At 55.0% G+C, this 3,120-nt stretch carries 4 protein-coding genes; 2 read left to right on the top strand and 2 right to left on the bottom strand.

Annotation, left to right across the window (positions count from 1 at the left end):
• A partial coding sequence (locus tag DWV43_RS10440) for a hypothetical protein (RefSeq protein WP_233539257.1) occupies positions 1–244 on the top strand: 244 nt, incomplete at its 5' end.
• Positions 245–513: 269 nt separating this feature from the next.
• On the opposite strand, the gene DWV43_RS09465 is transcribed toward DWV43_RS10440, so the two are convergent.
• Together DWV43_RS09465 and DWV43_RS09460 are read right to left on the bottom strand one after the other, a co-directional pair.
• On the bottom strand, positions 514–1,032 hold the full coding sequence (locus DWV43_RS09465) for a hypothetical protein (RefSeq protein WP_124786586.1): 519 nt from the start codon (positions 1,030–1,032) through the stop codon (positions 514–516).
• A gap of 142 nt (positions 1,033–1,174) precedes the next feature.
• Entirely contained in the window at positions 1,175–2,473 is a 1,299-nt protein-coding gene (locus tag DWV43_RS09460; protein ID WP_117856218.1) for an ATP-binding protein, read from the bottom strand.
• A gap of 293 nt (positions 2,474–2,766) precedes the next feature.
• Here DWV43_RS09460 and DWV43_RS09455 point away from each other — a divergent pair, with 293 nt between their 5' ends.
• Positions 2,767–2,985: a transposase gene (locus DWV43_RS09455; protein ID WP_117584253.1), complete on the top strand. Its 219-nt coding sequence runs from the start codon at positions 2,767–2,769 to the stop codon at positions 2,983–2,985.
• The last annotated feature ends 135 nt before the right edge of the window (positions 2,986–3,120 follow it).

The raw sequence follows: 3,120 nt of genomic DNA, 5'->3' as shown, positions 1-3,120 counted from the left end.
CGCCCGGCTCCACGCTCATCCACGACATGGAGCCGGGCGCCACACGGCTCCCGTCAACAATCTGTCACTGAAGAGCCAGCACTACAACGCGAAGCTGCTCAAGGGCGTTCCCGACGGCCAGAACCCGCTGGGGCCCGTGAACCGGATGCGCTACTTCATGCAGTGCTTCCTGAGGGCTCATCCCGGCTCCAACCGGGACGACATGCGGGGCTGTGGCTATGAGTCCGCCCGAGGACAAGCTTGAGAAGGTCGCGATGGTGCTCGATCGGGCAATGCGATACCCGAAAACGCTCAGGTTCAGGCAGTTCTATGCAAGAAAGCCCAGTTCAGATGAGTTCGACGAGCAATATTTATCAACACAGTGCAAGGGGGGATTATATTTGTATTTCATCCGTGTTGAGCTTCACACGGTGCGCGACTCATCGCAAACTGGCGGGCGCAGCGGAAAGAAAACCGACTGCAGACGAACGATCGATATCGGGAGCAAATAGCCACCGGATGCTTTTCGGTCTCCTACGCGTCGACCTCCGCGATTTCTTCTGCGTCTCGCCAAGTTGAAAGGAGCGATGTCGAAAACTCCTTTTCGGTTAGCGTCAAGACATCCTTCACGCAAAAACCTTTCAATTTGTCAGGAAGCCCAAAACGCGCTTTTTTCCTAATCGAGCTGGCAACCCGCTTCAACGCGGTCTTGTTCTTGTCCTCGTTGTATACCAAAACAAAGACGCAGTGCTCGCGAAACCATCTCGTCCTCTTTCCCCACAGGTCCGAGCAGATCAAAACGCTGTCCTTGCACTTCTCGATGAGGGCGTCCCTTTGGCCAAGATTGATACCAAGCTCTTCGTCATCCTTGGGATTGAGCCTCTTCCCCAGCGTCTCCTTCAGACTGCCGTTTTTAAATTCGACTAGATATAACGTTTCCCGATCGCAATACAGCGCATCGGCGGAGCGCGGGAGTTGCATCCACCTATTGACCTTCTTGCAGTAGCATTCTTTAACAGAGTCAAAATTGACAACAGGCAAATCGTCATCCACAAGAGAGACGCTCCCGTCTCTGGATGTTTTGGAGATGGTCGACGTGCAGTCCCTTAGGATACAGGTCCTGCAACGGGAGCAACCATCGCTGCCATCTGGCACCGCGGGAGAGTTCGGATGAGGGCAGGAGGCGCACAGGTCGCTACTCAAGGCCGTACTCCTCCCTCTCAAGCGTATCAAAAGGAGCCGCCAGCTTCTCGTAGGCGACCTCAGTCGAGCCGGTTATATCGGCAAAGCGAGAGCGTCCATCAGTGCAGGTCTCCGCAAGATAATATGAGCACAATCCATCAACAGCGTGCTTCTTAGAATACACTTCGATCGCATTCAGGAAATATGGACTATGGGTGCTCATTAAGACGTGCATCCCGAGCTCTTTCTGGAGCAGCACGATTATCTCGGCGAAGGCCAGCTGCCATGCAGGATGAAGATGAATCTCGGGTTCATCGAGGATAATAGTCCCTCCGGCATCTAGCGCGCCGGACTTCAAGAGCACCTTCATGATGGCGAACGTCTTCAAGCCAGCAGAAAGGTTCCCAGGCTCCAACCCCCGAGCGAAGCCCTCTTCGAGATACGTAAGGTGACCGCGACTTTCGCTCCTCTCGAAATGCCCCGGACATAAGGAGGAAACCTTGTCCATGAGAACCTTCAGGTGTCGCTCCTTCGCGATCTCTTCGAACAGCGAGGACTCGCTGTCATCGTTACGGATGGTCGCCTGAATCAAATCTTGCCGCAGCTCCTCCTGGTGTCCAAGGAGGGGCTTGAACCGAAAAGCGGGGCCGTAGGGTCCTCCGAGAGAATCGATCAGGAACGGGTCGTCCAGATAATGCGCCCTGAATCGCAAAACCCTCCTATCGTGCACCTCCGCCACCTCGTCACTTGCAACCGAGAAAACCGTAGATGCGTCCTTTATCTGGAGTTCGACCTTCCCGGGCTCTTCGCCGAAAACCGAATTGATCTGGCCGTTGAACTCGCTTCGGAACCTGTTTGTCGCAATCGCACGAAATACCTCATCATCGGAGATATCCATGATCTCGATAATCTGATCGGCAACTCCTGCTACGCCATTCGTGAAATCGGATTCGATCTCACGGGAGATCTCCTCCCCGTAATACTCCTTTATCTCATCAATAAGCTCGTCCCTCGTGCACTCGCCCGAAAAAACCCTGTCGATGAAACTATTCATTCTTCCAGCAGTTCGCCTGTGGCGAGACGTGGAGTCGAGAGGGCTTCCCACATATGCCTTCCTGATGGCGCGCTCAACACTATTGCGCCTCATGCGGTCGATTTTGTTCTCCGAATCGGACATGCTGTTGAAGGCCGCATAAAGCGCTTTTCCAACCGTGCTTTTCCCCGTCCCGTTCTCCCCGGCGATCACGGCAATACCATTAATCTCGATATCGGCCTCAGCGACCCTGCCGATGTTTTTCATCTTGATTTTCAATGCATATCACCAGCTCTAAACTCGCGAGACTCAATAGCTCGATTATCGCACAGAGAGATCGACTTCTCGAGGACTCCCTAAATGGAACGCGCGGTGAGGACATGGCTCGCCGCCGTCCGCTTCGCGTTCGCGCGGGGGAAGGTGACGACCAGGGACCTCTCCGGGCTCATCGAGAGGAGCGCCAGATTCTCCTCGTCCATTTGAACTGTATCGTATTCAAGGACACTTGACTTAGAGGAATGGCGTTGAGCGGCGATAATCGTTTCAGCGCCAAAAAGAAAGGAGTGTCAGTCATGGCAGACGGGCCCTCCTACACAGCGGGGTACCGCGCCGAGGCCGCAGACTTCGCCGCCGCGTCGGGGAAGCCCATCGCCCAAGTGGCAGCCGACCTCGGCATCAACGAGAAGACCCTGGGAAGATGGGTGACGGTCAGGAAGAAGGAGCTGACCAACCACCCGGTCGCGGCGGCCGCAAGTGCATGCGCGAGCTCGAGCTCGAGAACGAGTTCCTAAAAAGCCCCGACCTCACATTGGAGGCCGGGGCCAGTAGATTTTTGGGACATGTCTAGAAATCTACCCATGCAGGAAGCGGCATGTGCCGAGCATGTCGCGTGCTAGGTTTTGAGGCATGCCACAAAACCTAGCACG

This window comes from Collinsella sp. AF05-9 (assembly GCF_003465595.1).
In the GTDB taxonomy this organism is placed as follows: Bacteria; Actinomycetota; Coriobacteriia; order Coriobacteriales; family Coriobacteriaceae; genus Collinsella.
This window is presented reverse-complemented; position numbering and strand designations above follow the sequence as displayed.